The sequence below is a fragment of the Sphingobium sp. MI1205 genome (assembly GCF_001563285.1).
Taxonomy (GTDB): Bacteria; Pseudomonadota; Alphaproteobacteria; order Sphingomonadales; family Sphingomonadaceae; genus Sphingobium.
In genome coordinates this window covers 1,374,979-1,401,387 of sequence record NZ_CP005188.1, presented here as the reverse complement: position 1 = coordinate 1,401,387, position 26,409 = coordinate 1,374,979, and the positions used below count along the sequence as shown (strand labels likewise).

General features: G+C 61.2%; 29 protein-coding genes. 18 read left to right on the top strand and 11 right to left on the bottom strand.

Annotation, left to right across the window (positions count from 1 at the left end; translation table 11 throughout):
• Window positions 1-93: 93 nt before the first annotated feature.
• Genes K663_RS06730 through K663_RS06720 form a run of 3 tightly spaced genes read right to left on the bottom strand, consistent with a single transcriptional unit; the run spans window position 94 to window position 2,664 of the window.
• The gene (locus tag K663_RS06730) at window positions 94-1,395 is read right to left on the bottom strand and encodes an SPOR domain-containing protein (RefSeq protein ID WP_062115718.1); all 1,302 of its coding nucleotides are present in this window, start codon (window positions 1,393-1,395) and stop codon (window positions 94-96) included.
• 13 nt (window positions 1,396-1,408) lie between these two features.
• Window positions 1,409-1,924, bottom strand: a complete 516-nt coding sequence (locus tag K663_RS06725) for a hypothetical protein (protein WP_062115715.1) — start codon at window positions 1,922-1,924, stop codon at window positions 1,409-1,411.
• Window positions 1,925-1,941: 17 nt separating this feature from the next.
• A complete protein-coding gene (locus K663_RS06720) occupies window positions 1,942-2,664 on the bottom strand; it encodes a ParA family protein (protein WP_062120490.1) in 723 nt (240 codons plus the stop codon).
• Window positions 2,665-2,848: 184 nt separating this feature from the next.
• On the opposite strand from K663_RS06720, the gene K663_RS06715 reads away from it, so the two are divergent.
• From K663_RS06715 to purU, 3 genes are all read left to right on the top strand, one after another.
• Window positions 2,849-3,844 (top strand): SPOR domain-containing protein, encoded by a 996-nt coding sequence (locus tag K663_RS06715; RefSeq protein WP_062115712.1) that lies wholly within the window; start codon window positions 2,849-2,851, stop codon window positions 3,842-3,844.
• Window positions 3,845-3,921: 77 nt separating this feature from the next.
• Window positions 3,922-4,941 (top strand): 2-oxoadipate dioxygenase/decarboxylase family protein, encoded by a 1,020-nt coding sequence (locus K663_RS06710; RefSeq protein WP_062115709.1) that lies wholly within the window; start codon window positions 3,922-3,924, stop codon window positions 4,939-4,941.
• 69 nt (window positions 4,942-5,010) lie between these two features.
• Window positions 5,011-5,877, top strand: a complete 867-nt coding sequence (gene purU, locus K663_RS06705; RefSeq protein ID WP_062120487.1) for a formyltetrahydrofolate deformylase — start codon at window positions 5,011-5,013, stop codon at window positions 5,875-5,877.
• A gap of 241 nt (window positions 5,878-6,118) precedes the next feature.
• Here purU and K663_RS06700 read toward each other — a convergent pair whose 3' ends face one another.
• The 4 genes from K663_RS06700 to K663_RS06685 form a co-directional block, all read right to left on the bottom strand.
• Window positions 6,119-6,331 (bottom strand): DUF2093 domain-containing protein, encoded by a 213-nt coding sequence (locus K663_RS06700; RefSeq protein WP_062115706.1) that lies wholly within the window; start codon window positions 6,329-6,331, stop codon window positions 6,119-6,121.
• A complete protein-coding gene (locus K663_RS06695; RefSeq protein ID WP_062115703.1) occupies window positions 6,331-7,734 on the bottom strand; it encodes an NAD(P)H-dependent flavin oxidoreductase in 1,404 nt (467 codons plus the stop codon). Before K663_RS06695 ends, K663_RS06700 begins: the two co-directional genes overlap by 1 nt.
• Window positions 7,735-7,828: 94 nt before the next feature.
• On the bottom strand, window positions 7,829-8,968 hold the full coding sequence (locus tag K663_RS06690) for a glycosyltransferase family 4 protein (RefSeq protein ID WP_062115700.1): 1,140 nt from the start codon (window positions 8,966-8,968) through the stop codon (window positions 7,829-7,831).
• Window positions 8,961-9,830, bottom strand: coding sequence for an alpha/beta fold hydrolase (locus tag K663_RS06685; protein WP_062115698.1), 870 nt, complete (start codon window positions 9,828-9,830; stop codon window positions 8,961-8,963). Before K663_RS06685 ends, K663_RS06690 begins: the two co-directional genes overlap by 8 nt.
• A gap of 75 nt (window positions 9,831-9,905) precedes the next feature.
• Between K663_RS06685 and K663_RS06680 the strand changes: the two genes are divergently transcribed.
• From K663_RS06680 to K663_RS06645, 8 genes are all read left to right on the top strand, one after another.
• Complete coding sequence (locus K663_RS06680; RefSeq protein WP_062115695.1) at window positions 9,906-11,303, top strand: protein adenylyltransferase SelO family protein; 1,398 nt, start codon at window positions 9,906-9,908, stop codon at window positions 11,301-11,303.
• A gap of 61 nt (window positions 11,304-11,364) precedes the next feature.
• The gene (astD, locus tag K663_RS06675) at window positions 11,365-12,798 is read left to right on the top strand and encodes a succinylglutamate-semialdehyde dehydrogenase (protein WP_062115692.1); all 1,434 of its coding nucleotides are present in this window, start codon (window positions 11,365-11,367) and stop codon (window positions 12,796-12,798) included.
• Between the two features lie 119 nt (window positions 12,799-12,917).
• Window positions 12,918-13,706, top strand: a complete 789-nt coding sequence (cobA, locus tag K663_RS06670; protein ID WP_062115690.1) for a uroporphyrinogen-III C-methyltransferase — start codon at window positions 12,918-12,920, stop codon at window positions 13,704-13,706.
• Window positions 13,703-13,999 (top strand): DUF2849 domain-containing protein, encoded by a 297-nt coding sequence (locus tag K663_RS06665; RefSeq protein WP_062115687.1) that lies wholly within the window; start codon window positions 13,703-13,705, stop codon window positions 13,997-13,999. Before cobA ends, K663_RS06665 begins: the two co-directional genes overlap by 4 nt.
• Before the next feature lie 3 nt (window positions 14,000-14,002).
• Window positions 14,003-15,634 (top strand): nitrite/sulfite reductase, encoded by a 1,632-nt coding sequence (locus K663_RS06660; protein ID WP_062115684.1) that lies wholly within the window; start codon window positions 14,003-14,005, stop codon window positions 15,632-15,634.
• Window positions 15,627-16,067 carry a DUF934 domain-containing protein gene (locus tag K663_RS06655; protein ID WP_062115681.1) on the top strand — a complete coding sequence of 147 codons (441 nt, stop codon included), beginning with the start codon at window positions 15,627-15,629 and terminating at the stop codon, window positions 16,065-16,067. The genes K663_RS06660 and K663_RS06655 overlap by 8 nt, the downstream gene beginning before the upstream one ends.
• Window positions 16,060-16,851: a phosphoadenylyl-sulfate reductase gene (locus K663_RS06650; protein WP_062115678.1), complete on the top strand. Its 792-nt coding sequence runs from the start codon at window positions 16,060-16,062 to the stop codon at window positions 16,849-16,851. Before K663_RS06655 ends, K663_RS06650 begins: the two co-directional genes overlap by 8 nt.
• Window positions 16,852-17,004: 153 nt before the next feature.
• Window positions 17,005-17,397: an MAPEG family protein gene (locus tag K663_RS06645; RefSeq protein WP_062115675.1), complete on the top strand. Its 393-nt coding sequence runs from the start codon at window positions 17,005-17,007 to the stop codon at window positions 17,395-17,397.
• A 46-nt stretch (window positions 17,398-17,443) separates the two neighbouring features.
• Here K663_RS06645 and K663_RS06640 read toward each other — a convergent pair whose 3' ends face one another.
• A complete protein-coding gene (locus K663_RS06640) occupies window positions 17,444-18,928 on the bottom strand; it encodes a replicative DNA helicase (RefSeq protein WP_062115672.1) in 1,485 nt (494 codons plus the stop codon).
• A 119-nt stretch (window positions 18,929-19,047) separates the two neighbouring features.
• Here K663_RS06640 and K663_RS06635 point away from each other — a divergent pair, with 119 nt between their 5' ends.
• The 5 genes from K663_RS06635 (at window position 19,048) to K663_RS06615 (ending at window position 22,030) form a co-directional block, all read left to right on the top strand.
• Entirely contained in the window at window positions 19,048-19,530 is a 483-nt protein-coding gene (locus K663_RS06635; protein ID WP_062115669.1) for a UPF0262 family protein, read from the top strand.
• Window positions 19,531-19,599: 69 nt separating this feature from the next.
• Entirely contained in the window at window positions 19,600-20,229 is a 630-nt protein-coding gene (locus tag K663_RS06630) for a GH25 family lysozyme (protein WP_062120482.1), read from the top strand.
• Window positions 20,226-20,669 (top strand): cytidine deaminase, encoded by a 444-nt coding sequence (locus tag K663_RS06625; RefSeq protein WP_062120485.1) that lies wholly within the window; start codon window positions 20,226-20,228, stop codon window positions 20,667-20,669. The genes K663_RS06630 and K663_RS06625 overlap by 4 nt, the downstream gene beginning before the upstream one ends.
• Before the next feature lie 8 nt (window positions 20,670-20,677).
• Window positions 20,678-21,232: a dCTP deaminase gene (gene dcd / locus K663_RS06620; RefSeq protein WP_062115667.1), complete on the top strand. Its 555-nt coding sequence runs from the start codon at window positions 20,678-20,680 to the stop codon at window positions 21,230-21,232.
• A 45-nt stretch (window positions 21,233-21,277) separates the two neighbouring features.
• Entirely contained in the window at window positions 21,278-22,030 is a 753-nt protein-coding gene (locus tag K663_RS06615; protein WP_062115664.1) for a metallophosphoesterase family protein, read from the top strand.
• A gap of 36 nt (window positions 22,031-22,066) precedes the next feature.
• Here K663_RS06615 and K663_RS06610 read toward each other — a convergent pair whose 3' ends face one another.
• A complete protein-coding gene (locus K663_RS06610) occupies window positions 22,067-22,762 on the bottom strand; it encodes an anti-sigma factor family protein (RefSeq protein ID WP_062115661.1) in 696 nt (231 codons plus the stop codon).
• Window positions 22,759-23,247 carry an RNA polymerase sigma factor gene (locus K663_RS06605; RefSeq protein ID WP_062115658.1) on the bottom strand — a complete coding sequence of 163 codons (489 nt, stop codon included), beginning with the start codon at window positions 23,245-23,247 and terminating at the stop codon, window positions 22,759-22,761. The genes K663_RS06610 and K663_RS06605 overlap by 4 nt, the downstream gene beginning before the upstream one ends.
• Before the next feature lie 157 nt (window positions 23,248-23,404).
• On the opposite strand from K663_RS06605, the gene K663_RS06600 reads away from it, so the two are divergent.
• Entirely contained in the window at window positions 23,405-24,652 is a 1,248-nt protein-coding gene (locus tag K663_RS06600; protein WP_235589535.1) for a S8 family serine peptidase, read from the top strand.
• A gap of 100 nt (window positions 24,653-24,752) precedes the next feature.
• Window positions 24,753-25,391, top strand: a complete 639-nt coding sequence (locus K663_RS06595; RefSeq protein ID WP_062115656.1) for a hypothetical protein — start codon at window positions 24,753-24,755, stop codon at window positions 25,389-25,391.
• A 178-nt stretch (window positions 25,392-25,569) separates the two neighbouring features.
• On the opposite strand, the gene ctrA is transcribed toward K663_RS06595, so the two are convergent.
• Entirely contained in the window at window positions 25,570-26,277 is a 708-nt protein-coding gene (gene ctrA / locus K663_RS06590; protein WP_037466230.1) for a response regulator transcription factor CtrA, read from the bottom strand.
• Window positions 26,278-26,409 lie beyond the last annotated feature (132 nt).

Sequence of the window (26,409 nt, the reverse complement as noted above, 5' to 3'; positions counted from 1 at the left end):
AATGAGATGCAGGCGCGCGCCTTTTGGCGCCGCCTGCACGGGAAATGCGGTGATGCGCCCGGGCGCTGAGGCCCGGGCGGCAGTTGCCTTCTGTCAGCGCGATGCAAGTTGACGCTGCTTGAGTGCCACGGCCCAGCGCTGAGTCGCTGCGTCGGGCGCATTTTCGCGAACGAAGCACTGCCCGCGCTGAGCGCGAATGGCGCGACACATCGCGACCGCCTCCAGACGATCATTGAACCCACTTACTGCGAGGCGCGAATAGCTGACGCCGTTGAGCGTGATCTGGCTGGTAAGCACAGGCAGCGTCGAAAGTACGTGATTGCGGCGGGCCATCTCAAACCATTTTTCCTTGGCGATGGCGGCATTCTCGTAAGCGCCGAGTTGAACGACCCAGTTGCTGCTGCCCTTGTCCTGAGGAATGAAGGCAGCCTGCATGCGGCGCGGAGCCAGCGGTACGCGGACCGCCGCAGGCTGGCGGACGCTGGCCAGCTTCAACGGAGCCCGATTCTCTACAAATGCAAGATCATGCGTTTCGACCGGCGCGAAGGCCTCCGAAGGGACAGCTTCGAATTGCGGACTCGACGTAGCGGCAACTTCCACAGAAACAGCCTCGACAATCGGCTCGGGCACCTGCGCAGTCTGCACCGGCGCGGGCTCAGGAGCGAGCGCGAGGGCAACCGGCTGGCCTGCATCGCTGCCATTGATCGTCACGCCCATCAGACCCGCGATGCGCTGCTGCGCAAGTTCGGGAGCCGCCGTCTGCGCCCATTGTGCGATGCGCTGATTTGCCGCGAGTGGCTCCAGATCAATCCCAGCCATGACGCGCGCATCCTTCCACCGGCCCGCCAACGCATAGACATAGGCAAGATTCTGGCGCGTACGCGCGGTGGCAGACGAATCGTGAATGGCTGCGGACAGGATGCGGACGCCTTCAGCCGCGTCACCCGCCATAGCGATGGCAAGGCCATAATCACCCGCCGGAACGATGTCCGCATGAGAGGTGAGAAGATCGCGCGCGGCGTCGCTCTTGCCGAGCGCCACCTTGACCAGTGCCAGACTGACAATCGTGCGAGGATCGCGATTACCCAAGGCCATGGCGTCACCGAGCGCAGTTTCAGCCGACGCGAATCGGCCATCGGCAATATAAGCGCGGCCCAGCAACTGGCGATAGCTCGCGTCCTGCGGGGCAGCCTGCACCGCCGTCTCGGCCGCTGCGATTGCGCGGACGCCGTCGTGGTCGGCCAGCGCCTTGTCTATGGCAGCGGCTGCGCGGTCGGGGTTCTGCCTGGCAGGCGCAATGGCGGAAGGACGGAAGGCTGCACCAGTACAGCCGACCATCGTCGTCCCCAAGACCAGTGACGAAAATGCCGCCTTGGCAAGAGCATTGCGCTTCATGGGCGTGTCTCCCTTACTTCGCTTCGTCGCGCGGCAGTTGCTGCGCAAGCCTGTCTATGTCGGGCAGGCTGGCGAGGAATATGTCGAGCGCTTCGGTCACCATCTGCTGCGCCGATCGGCCTACAATGGCGCTGGCGAGCCGCAGCTTCAAATGCCGATCTGCGTCCAGACGGAGCGTAAAGGCGGCCTTGCGCGCCCTGACCGGACGGGTCGCCGGAGCAGTCGTCTTGACCGCTTCTTCCATTCGCTCTGTCAGTTCCTTTCGCGCCACAACGACGGGAGGCACGGGAGCTGCCGCGGGCGGTTGCGTCATCGGCGTCAGTCCGACCACGGCCCGGGGCTCTGTGGGAACCGGCTCAGGCTCTGTCACGTCAAAACCCATGTCGTTCCAGCCAAGATCATCCTGCAACAGGGCAGCTGTCGCCTGACCACCAAAACCCATTATGGGGCGGCGCATGGCAGGTTGGGCAGCGCCCTTGCGTGCGAGCAACCCGGAGGTCAGCGAAGCGAGTGGCTTGGATTCGCCCATGATGTCTTCCCTCCCTGTTACTGGCCGACGACCCGGCGGCCGAAGCCACCGGTCGCTGGACGCACGGCACCGGGCGTACCCGCCGAACCGTTGGGCACGGAAAAGACCGTGCGCCGGAAATTCTTTTCAAGGCGGTCGGACACGTAGCTCCAGAGCTGAGTCACTTCGCCGGCCGAGCGGCCATTGGGATCGACCTCCATCACCGTACGCCCGTCGATCATCGATGCTGCAAAGTCGGTGCGATGGTGGAGCGTCACCGGCGCGACCGTACCATGCTGGGAAAGTGCAACAGCTGCTTCGGACGTGATCCGCGCCTTGGGGGTCGCCGCGTTGACGACGAAGATCAACGGCTTGCCCGCCCGGTCGCAAAGATCAACCGTAGCGCCAACGGCGCGAAGATCATGAGGGCTGGGACGCGTGGGTACGACGATCAGTTCAGCGACCGAAATTACGCTCTGGATTGCCATGGTGATTGCGGGCGGCGTATCGATGACCGCAAGCTTGAAGCCCTGCTGACGAAGAATTTCCAGATCGGCGGCCAGACGCGCAACTGTCGTCTGGGCAAAGGCCGGAAATTCCGCCTCGCGCTCGTTCCACCAGTCGGAGAGCGACCCCTGCGGATCGATGTCGATCAGAACCACCGGGCCGGCCCCGGCCCTCTGCGCCTGGACGGCCAGGTGACCAGACAGGGTGGTCTTGCCGGACCCACCTTTTTGCGATGCCAATGCGAGTATGCGCACGCGCGTTTCCCCCAGAAAATCCAATTGGGTTCTGGAGTGCCACGGCGGCGCCTAAGAATTGGTTAACATCGCCGCATCCCTGTGTAGGGCAGGATAGCACTATAAAGCATGGCCCTCTTAATGCTAAGTGGCCGTTAACCTTGTTGGATCATAGGCTGCGGCAAAGCTGTCCTTTCAGGAGCACATGCATATGAAGCAGATCTGGGGCATCTTGGCCGCAGCAACGATAGTAAGCCTGGCGCCACCAGCCTTCGCCGACGTGAAGACCGGCGTCGATGCCTGGCAGCAGGGGGATTATGACAAGGCTGTCGGCGTATGGCTGCCGCTTGCTCAGGCGGGTGATCCCGACGCCCAGTTCAATATGGGTCAGGCATACAAGCTGGGGCGCGGCGTGAAGGCCGACATGGCCGTCGCCCTCGACTGGTATCGCAAGGCGAGGGCACAAGGGCACATCCGGGCAGAGGACAATCTTGGCCTGCTGATGTTCCAGCAAGGCGACCGGGCAGGCGCCCTGCCCTATCTACAGCGGTCGGCGATAAGGGGTGAGCCGCGCGCGCAATATATCGTTGGTACGGCGCTTTTTAACGGTGACCTTGCGCCGAAAGACTGGCCCCGCGCCTATGCGCTGATGAACCGCGCATCCGCTGCGGGACTGACGCAGGCGACGGCAAGCCTGAAGCAGATGGACAGATATATCCCGGCGGAGCAGCGCGAGCGGGGCCTCGCGATGGCGCGGGATATGGGATCAACAGAAGTGACGGCGCTGGCAGATGCCAACGGTCGAACATCGACTACGCCCGTGGTGCGCGAAGGTCCGCCGCCGCTCGCGACCGCAACCTTGCCGCCCGCTCCCGATGCAGAGAAGCCTGCTTCGTCAAAGACTTCTGGCAAAGCCGCTGCCGCAAAAACGGCGATCAACAAGGCGGAACAGCCCAAGGTAGCCGCTGATGGCGGGTGGCGGGTTCAACTGGGTGCCTTCAGCGAAGAGGGACGCGCGCGCGCGCTCTGGAACAGCCTGCGCAGCAAGGTTTCCGGTCTTTCAAGCTACCAGCTTTATCTTGTGAAGGGCGGCGCGGTGACCAGACTGCAGGCAGGCCCTCTAGCCAACAGCGCCGACGCTGCGCGGCTGTGCGGCGCGATCAAGGCTGCCGGTGCCGATTGCATGCCCCGCAAAATGTGATCAGGATCGCCCTTTCCGCATCTTGGCAGTTCGGATGCGGCGCGCAATAACGGGCCTGTCTCTTTGTGGAGCGCATTATGGCCGTGGGAAGTGAGCAGGGACATGTCGCAGCGTTGGTAGAGGCCGCGCTGGGACAAAGGGCTGCGCAACAGGCGCTGACGGCGCTGACCATCGCACCCTCCTTGCTGGCTGAGGGCGGTTCCAACGTATCGCGAGCCGCGCTTGCGATGGCGATGAATATAGTCCTGTTTCACGGACTTCTGGAACGCGTGCCGAGCGGGGCGGCCTATGTGACCGACACCGTGGCGCGAGGCGGCAAGGTGATGTTCGACCATGGCGCGTTGCGAACCGTGCGCATGCCGCAGGGACCGACCGGCGCCCTCCCTCCGGGCGAAGACGCCTTCACCCGCATCTTCCTGCCTTTGGGCTATCAGTTGGCGGGCGTCTATCCATTGGACCGTTTGAAAATGACTGGACGGGCCTATGTGCATGCCGACGCGCCGGAGGATATTCCGCAATTCTTCCTGTCCGAATTGCACATCGACCGCTTCGATCCCGCCTTCGGCGAAGTCGCGGCGCGCGTGTTCGGGACGTCGCGCGATCCGCTGGATTCGCAGAGGCACGGAGCACTCGACAGCTACGCCCGCGGGGAACCGGTCAGCTTTGATCGCGCCGTCGAAGCTCTCCCCATTCTGATTTCAGCCTTCGATCGCCAACACGACCCAGTCTCACTGGACGACTACGAGCAGTTGCTGGCGAGATCCCATGAGGCAGCCTGGATCGCGACTGAGGGCAACGCTTTTAATCACGCCACCGACCGTGTGCGGAACGTCGCCGCGCTGGCCGATCGGTTGAGGCAAGAGGATTGGCCGATCAAGGACAAGATCGAAATATCCCGCAATGGCCGCGTGCGCCAAACGGCTCTGCGCGCAGACCCCGTCGAACGGCTCTTCGCCGGGAAAGAACTGCGCCAGGTGCCGGGATCATTTTACGAATTTATCAGCCGCGACGTCGATCCAGCGACTGGTCGATTGGACCTTTCGTTCGACGCGAGCAATGCGACCGGCATTTTTGCCATGACCAGCGTGAAGTCATGAACCCCTTAACGGCTTGATCATGTGATCGCCATAAGGCAACGGCTTTCGCAAGCATTGGCGGAGGCGTTGTTGAATAGTCCGGTTCTCCCTTCCTGGGTATTGACGCTTGTCTGCGCCGACCGCGTCGGCATCGTTGCCGGGGTCAGCCAGTTTTTGGCCGATCGCGGCGGCTTCATCACGGACAGTCAGCAATATGCCGATCGGGAAGCGGGACGCTTCTTCATGCGGGTCGCGTTTGAAGCGACCGACGACCGGATGACCGCCACGGAACAGCTTAAGGCCGAATTCGATGCAATCGGCGCGCGCTTCGCCATGGATTGGCGGATCACGCCCGCGCAGGAAAAGCCGCGCATGCTGCTCGCGGTATCGAAGGGATCGCATTGCCTGGCCGATCTGCTCCACCGCTGGCAGACCGGAACGCTGGCGATCGACATCATGGGCGTAGTGTCGAACCATCCCGACATGCGGCGTATCACCGAATGGCACGGCATTCCCTACCACGAACTGCCGCGCAATGGAGACAAGGACGCGCAGGAAGCTGCTTTGCTGGACATATTTGATCGGACGCGATCGGATTATCTGATCCTCGCACGCTACATGCAGGTTCTCTCAGAAACGCTCGTCGGGCAATTGGAAGGCCGCTGCATCAATATCCACCACAGCTTCCTTCCCGGCTTCAAAGGTGCGCGCCCCTATCACAGGGCGCATGAGCGTGGTGTAAAACTAATTGGCGCGACCGCGCATTTCGTCACCGCCGATCTCGACGAAGGGCCGATCATCGAGCAGGCCGTAGAGCGGGTGGACCATCGAGCGACTGCAGAAGACATGATCCGCATTGGCCGTGATATCGAAGCCCAAGTGCTGGCCCGTGCAGTCGGCTGGATCGCCGATCGCCGCGTCCTGCTGAATGGCGGAAAGACGGTCGTCTTCCGCTGATCAAATGCCCAAGCGGACCCAGAAATCATCAAGCGCTATCGCAGCGCTCGTCACATCCTGCCCGTTAGTCAGGAAACTACGCTGTAAAGAAACCAGCCTACAATCAAGAAACTGGTGACGACGCAAATTCGATCGCCATAGATATCTATCCGTGACATCGTTGACATCCTTCCTCAACCGGCGATCTTTGTCGCCTGCACAGGAAGGATAACGCATCTATCCTAAGAAAGGAAGCGAGGTTTCAGCCTGCATTCAGGCTTCGGTGACGGAGAAAGGACTGGGTTGCCTCCACAGGCCCCCGATAGGCTTCCTGAAACTCGGCACTCCAATATTTAAGGTCATCCAAGTCAATGCGCCCGCCCGAGATAGCACAAATGACGAACTGCCCGGGCCGTATGATTTCGAAGTGCGGCGTATGGTATTCCAACACCGCCAATCCCTGAATATCGGCCATCAGTGACCCGTCAGAATGCGATCGACCAGCTGCTTCACGGTAGGCACAAAGCCGTTGGAATAGAAGGGATCCTGCTTGAACTTATAGGCGCCATGGCCAGCGAACAGCAGGTTCTTGTCCAGATCGCCGCCGTGCACCGCCTCCTGCAGCGACTTCTGGATGCAGAAGCTGCGCGGGTCGGCCAGCCGTCCGGTCGAGTTAGTCTCGCTATCCATCCAGCTGGAAAAGGCGCACTGGCTTAAGCAACCCATGCAGTCGGTCTGGTCCTTGCGGATTTCGCCCTTTTCCTCTTCGGTCACGAAGACCAGCGTGTTGTCTGGCGTCTTTAGCGCGGAGGTGAAGCCCTGCCCGACCCACTCGCGGGCACGCAGCAAGTCGCCACGCGTAACCCAGAAATTCTTGCCCTTCACACCCGCGTCCAGTTGATGCGTGTGGTCGCCCGCCTGTTCCGTGCTGAACGGGATCTGCCGTTCAGACCGCGATTCCAGCTGGCGAAGGAAGGGGTTGCGGATCGCCGAACTGTAGAAGCCGGTAGGCGAAAAACGGTGAAGCAACACATCACCCGGCTCAAGCTGGGTGAGGCGCTCCTTCCAAAGCTGCGGGATCGGGCTTTCCTGCGTGAGCAGTGGCCGCGTGCCGAACTGGAAAGCGATTGCGCCCAGTTCCGGATTGTCGATCCAGTCGTTCCAGTCCTTGAGGTGCCAGACGCCGCCCGCCATGACGATCGGCACATCGTCCGAAATGCCGCCCTCGCGCATCGTGTCGCGCAGCGCCTTCACACGGGGATAGGGATCTTGCGGCTCACGCGGATCTTCGGCGTTGGAAAGGCCGTTATGCCCACCCGCCAGCCAGGGGTCTTCATAGACCACCGCCGCCAGCCATTCAGACGCCTTGGAATAGGCACGCTTCCATAGCGCACGAAAGGCGCGACCGGAGCTGACGATCGGCAGGTAGCTAACGCCATAGGACGCCGCTATCTCGCTCAGCTTATAGGGCATGCCCGCGCCGCATGTGACGCCCGAAACCATGCCCTTCGTCTTTTCAAGCACACCATGGAGGACGCGCTGAGCGCCGCCCATTTCCCAAAGAACATTGATGTTGATCGCGCCCTTGCCACCGGCGATCTCGAAGGCTCGCTTGACCTGCTCCACAGCGCCGTCGATCGCATAGGCGACAAGTTCTTCATGACGGTCACGGCGGGTGCGGCCATGATAAATCTGCGGGATGATATTACCCATGCCGTCATAACTGTCGGCGTTGACGGCGGACACGGTGCCAATCCCGCCAGCAGCCGCCCAGGCGCCGGAACTCGCGTGATTGGATACGGCGACGCCCTTTCCGCCTTCAACCAGCGGCCAGACTTCACGACCACCATAGATGATGGGCTTCAAACCCTTGAACAACCTAATCTCCCGCGCAACAGCTGCTCGGTCCCCGGCCGGATAAAAGTCGCTCTATAGCAGCTTTTGTAGCCGATGACGAATTACGGGGCGCGCCCTACCCGAAAATATGGGGGCTGGATAGTGCCTCTCCATAAAGCGCCGCATAGGCGTCCACCATCGCGGCTTCATCGAAGTCGCGCGCTGCGCGCTGTCGGTTGGCTTCCCCCAGACGGGCGCGAAGCCCTGCATTCTCTGACAGGTCCGCTAAAGCCTGTGACAGCGCCGCTTCGTCCTGGACGATAAATGACTGATTTTCAGGCGCAACCATCTGCGCGACGTCACCCACGTCCATGGAAGCGACAGGCAGTCCCGCCGCCATCGCTTCGACCAGAGAGATTGGAAATTGTTCGCTGTCGGAAGAGAGCGCGAACAGATCGAGTGACCCGAGAAAGCGCCAAGGTTCAGGAAGGAAACCGGGCATGCAGAGGTCGTCGAGTCCCTGTCTCGCGGCTTCAGCCAGGATGGCGTCGTGTTCCGGGCCATCGCCAACGATGACGAGTTGCAGCCGGTCCCGGTGCGGGGCTACAGCGCGTATGAGACGCGGAATATTCTTGACCGGGCGCAACCCGGCCAACGTCCCCACGACCAGCTTTCCGGGGGACCGCACCAGTCCGGGTATCGCACCGTCAGCAACTGGTTCAGCATAACGCACAACATCGATTCCGTTACGGATCAGATGGACTTTTGATCCAGCCTGTTTCCACACCGTGCGAGCAATTTGATCGAGGCGAATTGAGGGCACCACCACAGCTCTCGCTCGCTTGAGCGCGATGCGTCGATAAAGGTTCCGGTCGGCCTTCAACCGGTCGGCTTCCTCAATATTGAACCCATCCTCATGATGGATGAGCGGCGGCATCCATCGGAATGCCGAGCAGAGGCGGTGAGCCATTACCGCGTCCATCGCACCCCAATTATAAGTCAGGACTAGGTCGAATCCCGACAGGAAGCGGCCGATCGCCCTGAAACGCACCAGACCCGGACGGCCGGTAAGCGGCGGGGGTTCGGGAAAGCTGACCGGCACCGACGGATCGATCGCTGAGCGTGCTCCCATGGCGTCAGGTGCGGCGCTGACGATCGCATGCTCCGCGCGATCCCCCCACAGATTCATGAGACGCACTGCGCGCGCTTCCTTGCCGCCTAGCGAGAAGCTGCCATGGACATGCAACAGCCGGGGCCGGCACACTGCGTCACCCATGGAGAACGCGCGACAAAAGTCGGTCGATCGCAGCCAACGCTTCGGGTTCATCAAGGACCGGTGCGTGGCCGACATCAGGAACGGTGACGAGTTCGGCGCCCGAACCGATCTCAACCGCCATCCGCTCGGCCGTCGCCGCGCTCAACAGATCGGACCGCTCACCGCGCAGAATCAGCGTAGGAATACCGCGAAAGGCAGCCACGACTGGCCACATATCGACGCCAGCCTCTCCCCCCGTCATACGCAGCGGTTCCGCCACGCGCATATCATAGTCCAGCACCACACGGCCGCCACTGTTCAGGCGATACAAGCGCTTCGCCATGGCAAGCCATTGCTCCAGCCCATAACGGGGATAGATGTCGCGATTGGCCTCCTCCAGTGCTCGCGCGGCCTGGACCCAACTGTGGTGCGACTGCCCAACGCCGACATAGGCGCAGATGCGGTCAAGACCGCTATCCTCCAGCTTTGGACCGACATCGTTAAGCACTGCGCCTGCCAGCCATTCGCGATGCGTCGCGGCAATCAACATCGTGATAAGACCGCCCAGCGAAGTACCGACCGCCACGAAACGGGTGATGGCAAGATCGGCAATAAGACGGCTTATGTCTTGCAAATAGGTGAGAGGGACATAGGTCATCGGATCCTTCGCCTGCGCGCTTTCCGCGCGGCCGCGCATGTCAGGGCAGATGAGGCGCCACTCGCCCGCCAGATGCTCCGCCACCGGCTCGAAATCGCGCGCGTTGCGGGTTAACCCCGGCAAGCACAGGAGAGGCGGACGACCGTCATCGCCACCGGCATAATCACGGTAATGGAGCCTCAGGCCATCGGGGGACCACCAATATCCGTCGGTGAACTGGGTCAACGGTCGTGCATCCTTCAGAAATTGATGTGCATGGCAGCGGTTGCAACTTCCTGCCCTGCTCCCCCATATCGCCGCATGGACAAATCCTCGCAAGCCACCAGATATAATCCGGCAAAGGAAATCTCCGCCCTGCAGCCGGACTTCGCCGATAACGTCAAGGCCGCCGATTTCCCGCAGGCAGTCCTGCGCTACCGCAATGACCGCGCTGCGGCGGATGTAGGGCTGGATAGCCTGACCGACAAAGAATGGATTTCGCACTTCGGCCGGTTCGAACCGCTGCCCGGCACGCTACAGCAGCCGCTGGCGCTGCGCTATCATGGACATCAGTTCCGGACATATAATCCCGATATCGGTGACGGACGGGGCTTTCTGTTTGCCCAGTTGCGCGACGGGGCAGGCCGATTGCTGGATTTGGGCACGAAAGGATCTGGCCAGACACCCTACAGCCGCTTCGGCGATGGACGCCTGACGCTGAAAGGCGGGGTGCGGGAGATATTGGCGACCGAAATGCTCGAAGCCTTGGGCGTCACCACGTCCAGGACCTTGTCGATAATCGAAACGGGCGAGGCGCTTGAACGGAACGACGAACCCTCCCCGACGCGCGCAGCGGTCATGGTGCGCCTGAGCCATTCGCATATCCGCATCGGTTCCTTCCAGCGGGCTGCCTATTTCGATGACAAGGCGCTGCTGGAGCGGCTGACCAATTATGCCCTGGGCAAGCTGTATGACGAGGAACCGGGGAACTGCCCGCCGGCCCAATTGCTGGGCCGCGTGGTAGAGCGGACGGCGGACCTGGCTGCCAGCTACATGGTTGCGGGCTTTGTCCATGGCGTATTGAACAGCGACAATATCAACGTGACCGGCGAGAGCTTCGACTATGGCCCTTGGCGGTTCACGCCCCTGTGGCAGCCCGGCTTTACCGCAGCCTATTTCGATCATTCAGGCCTTTACGCCTTTGGACGGCAGGCGGAGGCAATACATTGGGATGTCGCGCAGCTTGCCGTTTCGCTCCGGCCGTTGGTCGAGGCAGAGCCGCTGATCGAGCAGTTGGAACGCTTTCCCCAGCTTTACGGTGACGCCATGGCGCGCCGTTTCTGTTGGCGACTGGGCGTTCAGCCTACCGCCGATGCTTCGGCCATGGTCGAAGCGGCGGTGCGTGGAATGGTCACAAGCGAGATACCCATAGATCGCTTCTTCCACGACTGGCGCGGGGGAGAGCCGCGCGAGGGTACGGATTATTCCGGCGAAACATGGGCCGCCTTCCGGGAGGCGATCGCAGGGGTCGAGGCTTGCGGGGGTGACAAGCATCCCTATTGGCAAGACGTCGCGCCTTGTTCGATGCATATCGACGAGGTCGAACAGATCTGGAGCGCGATTGCAGGAAGCGATGATTGGGCTCCTTTGCATGCGAAGGTCGCTGCCGTGAGGAGAATGGGGGACGCGCTAGGCCCGCCTCCCCTGCCCATCTCCTGAGGCGGGCACGGGGCCAGCCACACCCCTTCCCTAACGCCCCGTTATCCTCCATATCGAAGTGATGTCCGCGCCGCTCACCTCAATCGAACCCGCCACCGGCGCTGTCCTGTGGCAAGGCGCTGCAAGCGATGTTGAAGCTGAAGTCGGGCGCGTTCGGGCGGCATGGCCGTCCTGGGCCGCCAAGCCCGTCGCCTACCGGATCGAGACGCTGCGCCGCTTCGTCAACGTCGTGCGGGCCAACGAAGATGCCCTGACCGACCTGATCGCGCGCGAGACGGGTAAGCCCCTTTGGGATGCGCGCACCGAAGTGGCTGCGGTGATGAACAAGGTCGATATTTCCGTGGCCGCCTATTCCGAACGCACCGGACAGCGGCGGCTGGAGGCGGCGATGGGCGCGCGCCAGTCGGTGCGGCACAAGCCGCATGGCGTTATGGCGGTGCTGGGCCCCTATAATTTCCCCGCTCATCTGCCCAATGGGCATATCGTTCCGGCACTGCTTGCCGGGAATGGCGTGCTGTTCAAGCCATCGGAAAAAACGCCTGCAGTGGGCGAAATGCTGGTCCGCTTCTATCATGAGGCAGGCGTGCCGCAGGATGTGGTGCGACTGGTGCATGGCGGGCCTGATGAAGGGAAGGCGCTCGCGGTTCATGCGGATGTGAACGGGATACTCTTCACCGGATCGGCTGCGACAGGAATCGCGATCAACCGGCAATTCGCTGCCAATCCGGGCAAGATATTGGCGCTGGAAATGGGCGGAAATAACCCGATCATCGTTTGGGATACGGGCGACATCTCCAGCGCGGCGGCCTTGGTGGTACAGTCAGCCTTCCTGTCGAGCGGGCAACGCTGCACGGCGGCAAGCCGACTGATCGTGAAGGAAGACATCGCGGAACTGCTGGTTTCGGAGGTGAAAAAGATCGCCGACCGCCTGATCGTCGATCATCCCCACGCCGACCCGGCGCCTTTCATGGGACCGGTGATCGACAACCACGCAGCAGACCAACTGACCGAAAGTTTTCTCTATCTGATGAGCCATGGTGGCCGGCCCATCAAACATCTGGTGCGCCTGTCGGAGGACCGGCCCTTCCTCAGCCCCGCCATCATCGACGTCACCGCAATGTCAGAACGGCCCGACGTCGAATTGTTTGGCCCTTTGTTGCAGGTCGTCCGGGTTCCAGATTTTCCCGCCGCGATCGCGGAAGCCAACAATAGCCGGTACGGCCTGTCAGCCTCCATGATCGGTGGTTCACCCGAACAATATAACCAGTTCTGGGCCAATGTCCGCGCCGGGATCGTCAACTGGAACCGCCCGACTAACGGTGCATCTTCGTCCGCACCCTTTGGCGGCGTGGGTATTTCAGGCAATCATAGGCCAAGCGCCTATTATGCGGCGGATTATTGCGCCTACCCGGTGTCATCGGCAGAGATCGAACAGCCACGCGCTTCGATCGGAATAGGTCTCAGGGATTTTGATACGAGCGCAATGGGCGACTGATCGGGACAACCAGCAGGACGGTTTTTGACAGGACGTCAGGTACGGGCCCCAAATTTTCCTACTTCCCCGACAAAGCATTCTGGATTGAAACCCTTGGTGGATTTGGCCATTTCGCCAGCATGACCGTAAATGCATCTGCTACCGTCTATCTCGTCGGCGCGGGTCCGGGTGATCCCGAACTGCTGACCCTTCGCGCTGCGCGACTGCTTGGGCAGGCGGATGTGATTGTGCATGACGGCCTGGTTTCCGCTGAAATACTCGCGATGGCTTCGCCGGACGCCGAACTTATTTCCGTCGCAAAGCAGCGCAGTCGCCATTCGATGCCGCAGGAAGGTATCAATGCGTTACTGGTGGAGCTGGCGCTGGCTGGGCGATCGGTCGTGCGGCTGAAGGGCGGCGATCCTTTCGTTTTCGGACGCGGCGGCGAGGAAATGGAAGCATGTCGCACAGCCGGCGTTTCCGTGGAAGTGGTGCCGGGCATCAGTGCAGCCATTGGCTGCGCGGCGCAGGCGCAGCTCCCCCTTACCCATCGCGATGCGGCGAGCGCCGTGAGCTTCGTGGCCGGACAGTGCAAGGGGTTGAGGGATCAGGATTGGTCGGGCCTGGCGGGTGCTGGGCGTACGCTCGTTATCTATATGGGCGTCGCGACTGCGGCGGACATTGCCGACAAGCTGATGGCCGACGGCGTTTCTCCCGCGATCCCGGTTGCAGTGCTGGAAAACGGCACGCGTTCGGACATGCGCACGCTCCGGACCTTGCTGGCTGACTTGGGCGATATGGTTGTTCGGGAAAAGGTAAAGAGCCCGGCGCTGATTGTCGTCGGAGACGTCGCGGCCTATGCGCTTGCGCAGGATGTGCTGACCGGCTGGGCCGCACAAAGGAATAATGGGACGGAGATGCATAAGTGAAGATTTTGACTGGCAATGACCTAGGCACCGGAGACGTCATCTGGTGGGCGGGCGACGGCTGGTCGCGGCAGGTCGGCGATTCCGTCGATGTGAGCGACAGGGGCGATGAGCTTGCCCGCGCGGAGGAAGCTGCCCTGCGGGTCGTGGGTGCCTATGCGATCGACGCCACGGTGACGGAAGAGGGCGTGCGCCCGGCCCATATCAAGGACCGCATCCGTGCGCTCGGGCCGACCGTTCGCCCCGACCTGACGTTGAAACCGAATGACGCCGATGCCGGCAACTGGGTGATCTGAACCATGTATCGTTATGATAGCTACGACCAGTCCATCGTTGACGCCCGCGTCGAGGAATTTCGCGATCAGGTGCAACGCCGCCTCGCGGGGCAACTGACCGAGGATCAGTTCAAGCCCCTGCGGCTGATGAACGGCCTCTATCTGCAACTGCACGCCTATATGCTGCGCGTCGCCATTCCTTATGGCACCTTGTCCGGCAAGCAGATGCGCAAACTGGGCGAGATCGCGCGTAAATATGACAAGGGCTATGGCCATTTCACGACGCGCACCAACCTTCAATATAACTGGATCAAGCTGGCCGATGCGCCGGACATCCTGGCAGAGTTGGCGACGGTCGAGATGCACGCCATCCAGACCAGCGGCAACTGCATCCGCAACATCTCGTCCGACCAATATGCGGGCGTTTCGGCCGATGAAGTCGCCGATCCGCGCCCATGGGCGGAACTGCTGCGCCAGTGGTCGACCTTCCACCCCGAATTCACCTATCTCCCGCGCAAGTTCAAGATTTGCGTGATCGCATCGGAGGAAGATCGCGCGGCCATGAAGCTGCACGATATCGGTATCAAGCTGGTGTCGCGGGACGGGCAGATCGGGGCGGAAGTCTACGCCGGCGGTGGCATGGGCCGCACCCCTATGGTTGCGCCTCTCATCAAGGACTTTGTGCCTGAAGTTGAGATCGTACCTTATCTGGAAGCGTGCCTGCGCGTCTATAACCGCTACGGTCGACGCGACAACAAGTACAAGGCGCGGATCAAGATCCTGGTGCATGAACTGGGCGTCGAGGAATATAAGCGGCAGGTGGAGGAAGAGTTCGCCCAAATGCGCGTCCTCGGCCTCAATCCGCCGACCGAAGAACTGGACCGCATCCGGCCGTTCTTCGCCAATCCGGCATACGAGCAGGGTGTGAGCGACGACATCGATCGTGCCGATCCGGCCTTTGCGCTGTGGGTCGATCGTCAGGTCGCCGCGCACAAGCAGCCCGGCTACGCGATCGTCAATATCAGCCTGAAGCCGCGCGGCGGCATTCCGGGCGATGCCTCGGCCGAACAGATTGAGCTGGTAGCGGACCTGGCGGAGCAATATTCCTTTGACGAACTGCGCGTGACCCATGCGCAGAACCTCGTTCTGCCGCATGTGAAGAAGGCCGATCTTTACGCCATCTGGCAAAAGCTGGATGAAGCCGGGCTGGCGGAAGCCAATCTCGACCTCATCACGGACATCATCGCCTGCCCCGGCCTCGACTATTGCAGCCTGGCCAACGCCCGTTCGATCCCGCTGGCGCAAAAGCTGTCGGAACGCTTTGCCGCGCAAGACCGGCAGAAGGATCTTGGCGAGTTGAAGGTCAAGATTTCCGGCTGCATCAATGCCTGTGGTCATCACCACGCCGGGCACATCGGCGTGCTGGGCGTCGATCGGAAGGGCGTGGAGAATTTCCAGCTTTCGCTCGGCGGTTCGGGCGCGGAGGATGCGAGCGTCGGGCAGATCACCGGCCCCGGCTTTTCCGAGGACGGCGTCGTTGATGCGATCGAGAAGGTGACGGACCTTTATTTGGCGCAGCGGGCGGACGGTGAACGCTTCCTCGACACCTATCGCCGTCTTGGCATGAAGCCCTTCAAGGAGGCGATCTATGGTTGAGTTCCTGTCATTCCGCGAAGGCGAAGCAACGCAGGAACCGACCGTGACGGTCGAATCCTTCACCGGCCAGTCCAACTCGACCGCCGTGCGGATCGAGGCGGGAGAGGACGCCCGCGAATTGCTGCCCTATATCGACCGGCTGTCCCTCGTAGAGGTCAACTTCCCCGCATTTGGCGACGGGCGTGGCTATTCTGCGGCGCGGATATTGCGCGAAGCTGGATATGTGGGCGAGTTGCGCGCCGTGGGCGATGTCCTGGTGGATCAGCTCAGCGCGATGCGCCGCTGCGGCTTCGACAGCTTCCGCCCTGACAAGGCGCTGGACGATGCCGCGGTGGAACGCGCCCTCAATCGTTATGCCGACGTCTATCAAAAGGCCGTCGATGGCCGCCGCCCGGTCTGGGCAAAGCGGCACCCGGAGAGTGTAGATGGCTGAACCTGCCCGCCAGCTTGACGTCATAGATGCCCGCCCCGCCTTCACCCAGGCGGAGGCGGATGCGCTCAACGCGCGGTTCGAAGGCGTAGATGCATTGACCATGCTCAGGACCGTGTTTGCCGAAGGGCTTGCTGGCAAGGTAGCGGTCGTGTCGTCCTTCGGCACCGAAAGCGCCGTGCTGCTGGATCTGGTGGCGCGGGCCGACAGGGACATTCCCGTGATCTTCGTCGATACGCTCAAGATGTTCGCGGAGACGCTGAATTACCGCGACACTCTGATCACACGGCTGGGCTTTACCGACAGCCGATCGGTGACGCCCGATCGGGACGTACTGATGCAGAAGGATGAGACGGGCCTGCGCTGGTCCTATGATCCCGACGGCTGCTGCGACATCCGCAAGGTAGAACCGATGAACCGCGCCAAGCAAGGGCTGGACGCGTGGATTTCGGGACGCAAGGCGTTTCAATCGACCACGCGCCAGAATATGCCGCGATTCGAGATCGAGGACGGTCGCCTGAAAATTAATCCGCTGGGCGATTGGGCCAAGGATGACCTGGAAGCCTATTTTGAGGAACATGATCTTCCGCGCCACCCGCTGGAGGCGCAGGGCTATCTGTCCGTAGGCTGCGAGCCGTGCACGTCCAAGGTTCTTCCTGGCGAAGACCCGCGTGCGGGACGTTGGCGCGGGTGGGACAAGGTCGAATGCGGGATTCACTCACCCGTAACGCCGATCCCAGCCCCTGCCACCAATCCGGACGATCCGGCAAATCAACCCGTCTTCTGACCGGTCTGGACGTGACCGAGATAAATCTGCGCCCCTCTCCCTTTAACGGGAGAGGGAAGCGGCGCTCATCGGACATATTTGGATATGCCATAGCGCGATCGCCCTGCCGACGATAATGTCGTTCCCGGAACAATCTTCGCGAAAGGAAAGCCGGTGGCGGTTGAACTGAAGATCCTCGCATGGAGCTGTGTGCTTTTGATGGCCCACATATTTGCGGCGGCGCATTTCAAGACCAGACAATATGGCCCCAAATGGAATGTCGGCGCGCGCGATGAGACGTTGCCGCCGCTGGAGCCGTTGGCGGGACGACTGGAGCGGGCGCAGGCCAATTTCCTGGAAACCTATCCGATCGCCATCGTCACTCTGCTGGGCGTAGTGATAGCCGGGCGCACCAGCGAATGGACAGCGATTGGCGGCTGGCTGTGGCTAGGCGCACGCAGTGTCTACCTGCCGCTATATGCCGCCGGAGTCCCAGTGGTCCGAACGATGGTGTACCTTGCAAGTTTGATCGGCCTGATTCTAGTACTTCAGGCATTGATCGGGTGAGCGGGCGCCCGTCCCATATTTCGAAAATCTCAACAGAGCGAAAATCTCATTCATAATCGCCCATAAATGCGCCCTCCGCCAAGTCGGAGAAGCGGGTAATCTTCGCATCGAATTTCATGCGGATGCGCCCGGTGGAGCCGTGACGCTGTTTCGCCACGATCAGTTCTGCCAAGCCGTAGATTCTTTCCATCTCCTGCGCCCATTCAAGATGCTCTGAGCTTTCCTTGTTGCCCGGCTCCTTGGCGGCCACATAATAATCTTCCCGAAATACGAACCAGACCATGTCGGCGTCCTGCTCGATCGAGCCCGACTCACGCAGATCCGACAGTTGCGGTCGCTTGTCCTCGCGCTGCTCGACGGCGCGGCTCAGCTGGGAAAGAGCCAACACCGGAACATTAAGTTCCTTTGCTAACGTCTTCAAACCACGAGATATTTCGGAAATTTCCTGAACGCGATTGTCGCTGCCCCTGCCGCTGCCCTGGAGCAACTGAAGATAGTCAACTATGACCAAGCCAACGTCGTGACGGCGCTTCAATCGACGAGCACGCGTCCGCAGCGCGGCGATAGTAAGACCGGGCGTATCGTCGATGAAGAGCGGAAGCTCCTGAAGCTCGCGTGCCGCACGAGAAAGATTCTGAAAGTCGGCGCGGCTGATCTTGCCCATGCGAAGCGCTTCGCCGCTGATGCCCGATTGTTCCGCCAGAACACGTGTCGCAAGCTGGTCTGCAGACATTTCCAGGCTGAAAAAGGCGGTTTTCGCGCCCATATTCTTCTCAGGCGGGATTCCATCGGCATGATCGCGCATCCAGCGAGAGGCGGCATTATAGGCGATGTTGGTCGCCAGCGAAGTCTTGCCCATGCCGGGGCGGCCCGCCAGAATCATAAGGTCGGAATTGTGAAGGCCACCGATCTTCTCGTTCAGGCTGTTGAGGCCGGTGGTGATGCCCGACACATGTCCGCCGCTGTTCAGCGCGCGCTCGGCCACCTGCACGGCCATGGTTGTCGCTGTGGCAAAGCTCTTGACCGAACCGCTCTCACCTTCGCCTTCAGACACTTTGTAAAGCGCTACTTCAGCCTGTTCGATCTGCTCGCGCGGATTTACATCCTCGCTGGTGTCCATTGCATTTTCAACAAGTTCACGACCAACGTTGACCAGCTGGCGCAAGAGAGCAAGATCATAGATCTGCGCGGCAAAATCGCGTGCACCCAGTAGCGCTGCGCCATTACCGGTCAGCTGGGCAAGATAACCCGCCCCGCCCAGTTCCTTGAGCGCCGGATCCTGATCCAGCAACGGCTTCAGCGTCACGGGGTTGGCCACCATGTCCCGCTCGACCAGCTTCATGACGGCTTCGTAGATGCGGCCATGAAGCGGTTCGAAGAAATGCTCCGGCTTCAGCTTCAGCTGCACATCCTCGGCGATGCGATTGTCGATCATCAAGGCGCCGAGCAGCGCCGCCTCCGCCTCGACATTACGAGGGAGTTCGAGCACGCCTGCTTCCACGGCGAGATTCATCTGCACCAATTCGACCATGCGTCTCTCATCGCCTTCGCAGCGGCCCGGCGCAAGGGGCAAGGTGGCGGGTGCGCGGCAAAGCTGTGGAGAACTCCCCCTTGCTTTTCGGCCGCAGCAGCAGCAGGGACTAAGGGCCCATGACTGATCCGCGCATAATAGACATCACGCTCGACGAGCGGACGATCCTGTGGCGCAATGCGGACGTCGAGCAGGAACGGCGGATCGCCATCTTCGACCTACTTGAAGACAATCACTTCGCGCCCCAGCGCGTCCATCCGGATGGCTATGCTGGCCCCTATCGCGTGCTCCTGCGCGTAGAAGAAGGGCGGCTGGTGATCGAAATCAAGCGCGAGGATGGCGAACCGCTGGAGGCCATCATCCTCGGCCTCGGGCGCTTCCGTCGTCCGATCCGCGAATATTTCGCGATCTGCGACAGCTATTACCAGGCGATCAGCAATGCATCACCGCAGCAGATCGAAACAGTGGACATGGCCCGGCGCGCTATCCACAATGACGCAGCGGAAATGCTGATCGAGCGGCTGGAGGGCAAGATCAAGGTAGATTTCGACACGGCACGACGCCTGTTCACGCTGATCTGCGTGCTGCACATCAAGGGGTAAGGGGTCATCCGCCAGCATTCTTCAGGCCGGTATCTGGTCCGCATCATCGTGGGCGCGATCGTGGTGGCCATGGTCGCGGCGGCCTTGTGGGCCTATGCCTGCCACTGGGCGCCGGGACGCGATGTCTATCCTGTACAGGGCGTAGCGGTAACGGCGGACGATGGCGCCATCGATTGGGGCACATTGGCGGCCAATGGGGCGGACTTCGCCTATATTCGGGCGGCCAGAGGAGCCGATGGCCGCGATCCTGCATTTGCCCGCAACTGGTCAGCGGCGCGGTCGTCCGGACTGCGTTATGGCGCGGCACTGGATTTCAGCTTGTGCAGGCGCGCAGCTGAGCAGGCGACGCGTTTCATCACCACCGTGCCCCGCGACAATGCCGCCCTGCCCCCGGTGATAAGGCTGGCGTTCGATCCATCCTGCAATACGCGCCCCGGTCGCGATGCGCTTTTGTCCGAATTGAACACGCTGGTGAACCTGGTCGAAAGCAATACCGGAAAGTCGGCACTAATCAATGTTTCCAATGACTTCGAAGCTGAATATGACATCGCATCTGGCATCAACCGGACCCTGTGGCTGGACGGCAATTTCTTCCCGCCTGATTATGCGACGCGCAGGTGGGTGATGTGGACAGCCAATGATATGCGGCATATCGACGGGGTCGATGGACCAGTACGGTGGGCTGTGGTGGCGCCATGATGAAGGAAGGCGACATCAAGCGGTTGATCGATACAGCGCGCGCGGCCCGGAATAACGCCTACGCGCCGTACAGCCGCTTTGCCGTTGGGGCTGCCGTGCGGCTGATCAACGGCGATATCATCACTGGCGCAAACTTCGAAAATGCCAGCTATGGCCTTTCGCTCTGCGCTGAAACAGTGGCGTTGGCCGCTGCGAATGCGCAGGGACGGCTCATTGATGTGATGGCCATCGCAGTGGTGGGCTGTGACAGCGCTCCCATAACGCCATGCGGGCGGTGCCGTCAGATACTGGTCGAGGCGGAGCAGGTGGCGGGGCGACGGATCGCTGTCTATTGTGCCGCGTCGGGCGGCGATTCTGTGGTTGAACACAGCCTCGCCGAACTTCTTCCTTTTTCTTTTGGCCCCAACGATTTGGGGCTAGATCCTTATAGTAAGAGTTAAGATTAGCTATGTCGATCTTGTCGGATAAGTGGATTCGCGAACAGGCCCTCTCCCATGCAATGATCGAGCCTTTCGTGGAAAGCCAGCGGCGAGATGGCTGCATCAGCTACGGCCTTTCCTCCTACGGCTACGACGCGCGGGTCGCCGACGAGTTCAAGATCTTCACCAATGTCGATAGCGCCGTGGTCGATCCCAAGGATTTCGCCGCCAACAGCTTTGTCGATCGCAAAACCGATTGCTGCATCATCCCGCCCAACAGCTTCGCCCTGGCGCGGACGGTCGAATATTTCCGGGTGCCGCGGGACGTACTTGTTATCTGCCTAGGCAAATCCACCTATGCCCGCTGCGGCATCATCGTGAACGTGACCCCGCTGGAACCCGGCTGGGAAGGGCATGTGACCCTGGAATTTTCCAACACGACGCCCCTGCCCGCGAAAATCTACGCCAATGAGGGCGCATGCCAGTTTCTTTTCCTCAAGGGCAATGAGCCCTGCGAGATCAGCTATGCCGACCGCGCAGGCAAATATATGGGGCAACAGGGCGTCACATTGCCCCGACTCTGACAAGCGTGCCAGAATGGCGGCGATGGTTACCCCACGCCGCCCTTCATGCTGAAAATTCCGTTCTGGAACCAAAAGCCAAAAACGCTGCCCAGCATCGGCGAGGATAGACGCGTCTATGCGATAGGCGACATCCACGGCCGCCTGGACCTGTTCGACCGTCTGTTGGACATTATCGATCACGACGATGCCGGTCGCCCCGCCCTGGCTTGCCACCTTGTCCTGCTAGGCGATCTGATCGACCGAGGTCCGCAGTCAGCGCAGGTGGTGGAACGCGCAATGGCTCTGCGGCACACGAGCGACAAGGTCCACATCATCAAGGGCAATCACGAGGAGTTGTTCGTCTATGCGGCGCAAGGATCAGCCCGATCCGCAGGCTATTTCAGGCGGATAGGCGGCACTTCCACACTCGCCAGCTACGGATTGGGCGCCGATGTGTCAGAAGAGAAACCGGACGACGAACTTGCATGCTGGATGCTGAACAATATACCGCGCGACCATGTCGATTTCATTGATGGCTTTGATGATATGCTGGTTATGGGCGACTATCTGTTCGTCCACGCAGGGATCAAGCCACGAGTGCAACTGGAGGCGCAAACGGCAGCGGATTTGCATTGGATCCGCGCCGAGTTTCTGAAGCATCGCGGCGATCACGGTTATATGGTAGTGCACGGCCACAGCGTCACAGCAGGCATCGATGAACACCCCAACCGCATCGGGATAGACACCGGCGCATGGCGCAGCGGTACGCTGACCGCGATCGGGCTTCAAGGAACAGAGCGGTGGTTTTTGCAGACCTGATAGGCCCCTGCTTTGCCGCTTCTCAATGAGAACGGGTCAGCGCCAGCCCTTGGCCCTTGCTGCCTTTTCCTGCACTGCATCGGCGGGGGCACCCTCTATCAGAGCATCGACGGTTGCCAGGATGCGGGCGTCGTCAGATGATGCCTGCCGATAGTCCTCCGCCGACCGCTGGCCAGAGATCAGTTGCCGAACCTGCCAGTCTTCGCCCTCGCGGCAGGCGACACCCGAAATGGAGTGCCCCCCGAAGCTCCTGCACCATCCCCCGCCTTTGCGCCGAAAGCTAAGGCCAATACGCACCGGCGCGCCTTCCTGGGCCGAAGCAAGTTGGGCGTCGAGAGCGGAGGCGAGTGAGCCCTTCGCTACCATGCCGTCACTGGTGACAGCGATGGGCCCGGATACACCGCCAGAAATTCGGCCGATGCCAAGGCCCAGGACCAAACTCGCCGCGACAGCTCCACCTATACCCCAGTTGCGCCAACGTGTCGTCATCGGACGGCCAAAGGGCACGACTTTGGCACTGTCTTCCAGCAACCTGTGGATAGATGGCGGCAGAGGTTCGGTTTCGACAGGCGCGTAATGACCGCTGACGCGCTGCCGCAGGCGGCGATGCATTTCCAGTCGTGCTGCAAGCGCAGGGTCATCCGCCACGGCGCGCTCCACCCGTCGGCGCGTCACATCATCCAGTTCGCCATCAACCCATGCGATCAAAATGGCTTCGTCAATGTCGGTCATGCGGCTTCCCCCAGCATTTCGATCAACGCGCCTCGCCCCCTTACGAGCCGTGACGTCAGCGTACCCATTGGTACCCCCAAAATCCTGGCGGCCTCCTTGTAGGACAGCCCCTCTACCAGCACGAGGGCAATGGCCTCACGCTGCTCATCGGGCAGAGCCTGCATGGCGCGATCCACATCGGATAACATCACATGCGCCTCCACATCCTGGTCGCCGGCATGGCCTACATTCTCACCCGCCTCTTCAGGGGCAAATGTCCGGGCCACCCGCTGCCGCGACCGGCCCTCGTCGATCCACAGGTTCCGCATGATCCGATACATCCAGCTATCCAATCTCGTCCCCGGCTGCCATTGGGTCCGTGCGCGCAAAGCCCGTTCCACGGTCGTCTGCAAAAGATCGTCCGCATCGAAACGGTCACGGGACAAACTGACGGCAAAGCGTCGCAGCCGAGGCAGGATTCCCAACAGATCGCTTTCGAACGACATCCGGTCTCCGTTCCATGTTCATGGGATGAAACGCTTCCGCTCGACCGTTTCATCCCATGAAGGATCATTTATCGGAATTTTTTGCGTGATGGCGCATTTAACAGGCGTAAAGACGCATCAACTTTCTTTTGCGCGGCCCAAGGAAAATGAAATCGGGATGAAATGGACACCCCCTTGTATCGCCGCCTGCCTCCTACTCTCAGGACCGGGCGCGCATGCGCAACTCCTCCCCTCCCCCGGCAGCACGTTGGGTAAGGTTGGCGGCGTGCTCCCTGGGGTCGTCGATCAGGTTGAGAACGGCTTGGAGGGGAGCGGCCTGTCGCCAACGCGGCTCACCCAACGGCTGGCTGCTGCGCGGGCAGCGCGGATAACGGAACTGCTGCGACGGCACGGCGACAGCGTCGAACTGGACGACCGGCGGCAGCCCGCACGACGCGGAGTTATTCTGCTCACCGGCGCCAAACCCACCAGCATCGAAGCGCTGCGCCGCGCAGGTTACGGGGTGGCAAGCGAAGCCGTCGAAGGTATCGATCTCAGCGTCTCTCGGCTCATCGTGCCACAGGGCCATAGCCTGCTTCGTGCGATAAAGCAGGTGCGCTCAATAGCACCCGAGGCGGAGGCCAGCGCAGACAATCTCTATTTCCCCAGTGGGGGTCGCACGATGTCGGCTGCAGCAACGCTGGCGAACGCTGTGCCTCTAGGCAGTCGCGCTGCGGGGCTGATCGATGGCGGGGTGGCCCGTCATTCTTCACTGACCGGCGGGATCGAGCAACGCGGCTTCGCTCGCGGCGCGCCTAAGGCAAGTTCGCACGGGACAGCGGTCGCCTCGCTCATAAGCGGGACGGGCATCGTTCGAGGCGCCGCGCCCGGCGCCTCTTTGCTGGCAGCGGACGTCTATGGCGACGATCCGGCAGGCGGGGGAGCGTTTGCCATAACCAGGGCACTCGGCTGGATGGCGGCGCGCGGCGTGAGCGTCGTGACAGTGAGTCTGGTCGGACCGGACAACCCGCTGCTCGCCGGAGCGATCCGGTTGGCGCGCGACAAAGGAGTGACGGTCGTAGCGGCGGTCGGCAATGACGGCCCGGCCGCGCCACCCGCGTATCCGGCCTCCTATCCCGAAGTCGTGGCGGTTACTGGCATCGACAAACGCGGGCGAATATTGCCCGAAGCAGGTCGCGGACGACATGTGGACTTTGCAGCCCCCGGCGCAGACATGAACGCGGCCAACGTAGATGGCGGAAAATCACCGGTTCGGGGTACGTCCTTCGCCGCTCCGTTGGTAGCGGGTCGGCTGTTTGTGACCGGAAATCTTTCAGCATTGCGCTCCGAAGCGAAACCGGCGGCCAAGGGTAGCAAGGGTTATGGACACGGGATCGTCTGCCGCGATTGCAGAAATATGGATTAGGTTTCAGCAACTTGGAGAAAAATTTTCCTCATCAGGGATGAAACTACATTGCGCTCCCGTTGTCTTGGCATCGGATCGACAACGAAAAAGGAGACGATCGATGAAAGCGAAGTTCATTCTTGCCACGGTATGCCTTGCCGCCGTCACAGCCGCCCCCGCATCGGCTCAATTACTTGGCGGCGGTGGAGGCGGCGCCCTGGGTGGCGGCCTCGGGGGCACGTTGGGGGGCGTCGGCGGCACGCTTGGCGGAACCCTCGGCGGAACGGCAGGCGGTAGCCTTGATCGTAGCGTGGATCTGGAAAATGGCCGCGTCGGCGTCAATGGCTCGGGTTCGGGTCGCGCGGATGGCAGCGCAACCGGCTCCGTCACCCGAAAAGGCAAAGCACGCAGCGGCAGCGCATCCACATCGGCTGGCGGATCGGCCAGCGGTGGACTGACCGCCGACACATTAGGCACTAACGATGTGGGCAGCGCCGTTGGCAACGTGCGTGACAGGGCTAACGAGACCGCAGGCGTTGCCCGTGACCGCGCGGCGAGTACGGCAGCCGCGGCTGAAGGCCGAGTCAATGCCACAGCTCAGGCTGCACGCAACCGCGCTACCGCGACTAGCAGAACTGCGGGTGCCGCAGCAGGTGATGCGACAGGTAGTGCGCTTGACCGCTTGAACAGCGCGGCTTCGGTCGAGGCTGCTGGTCAGCTTTCGGGCAGCGGAGAGGCTTCCGGTCAGGCGGGCGATTGATCCCAAACGGGGCGGCTCCCCACCTAAGCGGCTTTCAGCCTGCTTCTGCCGCCCTCCCGTCTGATAACGGCAGACCGGCGATCCAATGGGTCGCCGGTCTTTCCCATATTTCGGCAAAGGAAAGGCCGGCTGGTCACTACAAACCGTCGGCCTATCTATCTTGACCAAAGCTGGTGCGTCAGGCCACCTTTGTGGCGACTTCCTGCACCTCATCGGGATCTCGCAGCACGTAGCCACGGCCCCAAACGGTCTCGATGTAATTATCGCCGCTACACGCCAGCGCAAGCTTCTTGCGCAGCTTGCAGATGAAGACGTCTATGATCTTCAACTCCGGCTCGTCCATGCCGCCATAAAGGTGGTTCAGGAACATTTCCTTGGTCAGCGTGGTGCCCTTGCGAAGCGAGAGCAGCTCCAGCATCGCATATTCCTTGCCGGTAAGATGAACACGATTACCGTCCACCTCCACCGTCTTGGCATCCAGATTCACTGCGAGCTTGCCGGTGCGGATGACCGACTGCGAATGCCCCTTCGAACGGCGCACTACAGCATGAATGCGCGCTATCAATTCTTCGCGATGGAAAGGCTTGGTCACATAGTCGTCCGCGCCAAAGCCAAAGGAGCGGACCTTGCTATCCATTTCGGCAATGCCGGAAAGAATCAGTACGGGCGTCTGCACCTTGGCCGCCCTGAGCTTCTTGAGCACATCATAGCCGTGCATGTCCGGCAGGTTCAGATCAAGGCAGATGATGTCGTAATCATACAGCTTGCCCAGATCCAGGCCTTCCTCGCCCAGATCAGTCGTGTAGACGTTAAAGCCCTCGGTCGTGAGCATCAGCTCGATCGCCTTGGCCGTCGTCGGTTCGTCTTCGATAAGCAGGACGCGCATGTGAAGCCCCTCTGTCCAATGCAGATCCGTAACCCCTCAGAACGGCGTCTGCTCCCATTCCATTAACCAAAAAACTTCTGAACGACAAAGGTTAATTTTTCGCTAACCCGCAGAAATCCACGAGTCGTTTGC

What these genes read in the sequence shown, in the direction of transcription:
- K663_RS06730 (WP_062115718.1), bottom strand. Translation starts at nt 1,395, where the DNA reads ATGAAGCGCAATGCTCTTGCCAAGGCGGCATTTTCGTCACTGGTCTTG.
- K663_RS06725 (WP_062115715.1), bottom strand. Translation starts at nt 1,924, where the DNA reads ATGGGCGAATCCAAGCCACTCGCTTCGCTGACCTCCGGGTTGCTCGCA.
- K663_RS06715 (WP_062115712.1), top strand. Translation starts at nt 2,849, where the DNA reads ATGCATATGAAGCAGATCTGGGGCATCTTGGCCGCAGCAACGATAGTA.
- K663_RS06710 (WP_062115709.1), top strand. Translation starts at nt 3,922, where the DNA reads ATGGCCGTGGGAAGTGAGCAGGGACATGTCGCAGCGTTGGTAGAGGCC.
- K663_RS06700 (WP_062115706.1), bottom strand. Translation starts at nt 6,331, where the DNA reads ATGGCCGATATTCAGGGATTGGCGGTGTTGGAATACCATACGCCGCAC.
- K663_RS06690 (WP_062115700.1), bottom strand. Translation starts at nt 8,968, where the DNA reads ATGGGTGACGCAGTGTGCCGGCCCCGGCTGTTGCATGTCCATGGCAGC.
- K663_RS06680 (WP_062115695.1), top strand. Translation starts at nt 9,906, where the DNA reads ATGGACAAATCCTCGCAAGCCACCAGATATAATCCGGCAAAGGAAATC.
- astD (WP_062115692.1), top strand. Translation starts at nt 11,365, where the DNA reads ATGTCCGCGCCGCTCACCTCAATCGAACCCGCCACCGGCGCTGTCCTG.
- cobA (WP_062115690.1), top strand. Translation starts at nt 12,918, where the DNA reads ATGACCGTAAATGCATCTGCTACCGTCTATCTCGTCGGCGCGGGTCCG.
- K663_RS06660 (WP_062115684.1), top strand. Translation starts at nt 14,003, where the DNA reads ATGTATCGTTATGATAGCTACGACCAGTCCATCGTTGACGCCCGCGTC.
- K663_RS06655 (WP_062115681.1), top strand. Translation starts at nt 15,627, where the DNA reads ATGGTTGAGTTCCTGTCATTCCGCGAAGGCGAAGCAACGCAGGAACCG.
- K663_RS06650 (WP_062115678.1), top strand. Translation starts at nt 16,060, where the DNA reads ATGGCTGAACCTGCCCGCCAGCTTGACGTCATAGATGCCCGCCCCGCC.
- K663_RS06640 (WP_062115672.1), bottom strand. Translation starts at nt 18,928, where the DNA reads ATGGTCGAATTGGTGCAGATGAATCTCGCCGTGGAAGCAGGCGTGCTC.
- K663_RS06635 (WP_062115669.1), top strand. Translation starts at nt 19,048, where the DNA reads ATGACTGATCCGCGCATAATAGACATCACGCTCGACGAGCGGACGATC.
- K663_RS06630 (WP_062120482.1), top strand. Translation starts at nt 19,600, where the DNA reads ATGGTCGCGGCGGCCTTGTGGGCCTATGCCTGCCACTGGGCGCCGGGA.
- K663_RS06625 (WP_062120485.1), top strand. Translation starts at nt 20,226, where the DNA reads ATGATGAAGGAAGGCGACATCAAGCGGTTGATCGATACAGCGCGCGCG.
- dcd (WP_062115667.1), top strand. Translation starts at nt 20,678, where the DNA reads ATGTCGATCTTGTCGGATAAGTGGATTCGCGAACAGGCCCTCTCCCAT.
- K663_RS06615 (WP_062115664.1), top strand. Translation starts at nt 21,278, where the DNA reads ATGCTGAAAATTCCGTTCTGGAACCAAAAGCCAAAAACGCTGCCCAGC.
- K663_RS06610 (WP_062115661.1), bottom strand. Translation starts at nt 22,762, where the DNA reads ATGACCGACATTGACGAAGCCATTTTGATCGCATGGGTTGATGGCGAA.
- K663_RS06605 (WP_062115658.1), bottom strand. Translation starts at nt 23,247, where the DNA reads ATGTCGTTCGAAAGCGATCTGTTGGGAATCCTGCCTCGGCTGCGACGC.
- K663_RS06600 (WP_235589535.1), top strand. Translation starts at nt 23,405, where the DNA reads ATGAAATGGACACCCCCTTGTATCGCCGCCTGCCTCCTACTCTCAGGA.
- K663_RS06595 (WP_062115656.1), top strand. Translation starts at nt 24,753, where the DNA reads ATGAAAGCGAAGTTCATTCTTGCCACGGTATGCCTTGCCGCCGTCACA.
- ctrA (WP_037466230.1), bottom strand. Translation starts at nt 26,277, where the DNA reads ATGCGCGTCCTGCTTATCGAAGACGAACCGACGACGGCCAAGGCGATC.